Origin of the sequence: Rhodococcus sp. EPR-147 (assembly GCF_001647185.1) — a bacterium.
Lineage (GTDB): Bacteria > Actinomycetota > Actinomycetes > Mycobacteriales > Mycobacteriaceae > Rhodococcoides.
The window spans coordinates 1-760 of sequence record NZ_LVCU01000085.1 but is presented as its reverse complement, the minus strand read 5'-3'; the positions used below and the strand labels follow the sequence as shown (position 1 = coordinate 760).

The window sequence follows — 760 nt, the reverse complement described above, 5'->3', positions numbered from 1 at the left end:
TCGTGTAGGAGCGGCCGCGTCGGCGCTCAGCTCCCAGTGTTGGATCCTGCGATGTTGACCATCCACTGGACACCGAACTTGTCGGTCAACATTCCGAACGTGTCGCCCCACGGAGCTTTCTCGAGACCCATGGTGAACTGCGCGTCGACGGCCAACTTGTTCCAGTAGCCCGTCAGTTCGTCCTCCTCGTCGCCGCTGAGCGAGACACTCATGGTGTTGCCGGGGGTGTGCTCCATCGACGACGGCGTGTCGGCTCCCATCAGAGTGAAGCCGTTCGAGGTGGTCAGCTGGCCGTGCATGACCTTGTCCTGGTCGGCGGGATCCTCGCTGGCATTGGCCTCGCCGAGCGTGGTGACGGTCAGCTCGCCACCGAAGACCGACCGATAGAACTCCATTGCCTCGCGGGCATTGTCTCGGAACGACAGGTAGGGATTGAGAATGGACATGATCGAAGTCTCCTTCTTCGCTGAACGAGCGGGCTGAACTACGTCGACGGCATCCGTCGAAACAGTAGACACGCACCACGACGGAAAGTCACCGCAGAAGATCAGATGGAGGCGTCGGTATCGGCCAGAATGGTGCGGAGTGCAGCCACATGGTGCCGATACGCCGTTCTACCGTCCTTCGTCAACGACAACCACAGTCGACGCGAGTCCGTGCGTGATCGCTGCTGCTCGACGTATCCCGCATCGACCAGCGCGGCGACCTGCTTGCTCAGCGCCGATGCGCTCAACCCGCTGTGTTCCTTGACGATCGAGAG

At 61.3% G+C, this 760-nt stretch carries 2 protein-coding genes; both read right to left on the bottom strand.

Annotation, left to right across the window (positions count from 1 at the left end; genetic code table 11):
* Positions 1–26: 26 nt before the first annotated feature.
* Positions 27–449, bottom strand: a complete 423-nt coding sequence (locus A2J02_RS04435; RefSeq protein WP_068047305.1) for a VOC family protein — start codon at positions 447–449, stop codon at positions 27–29.
* A gap of 98 nt (positions 450–547) precedes the next feature.
* Positions 548–760: transcriptional regulator (locus A2J02_RS04430; RefSeq protein ID WP_197477930.1), on the bottom strand; the 213-nt coding region annotated here is incomplete at its 5' end.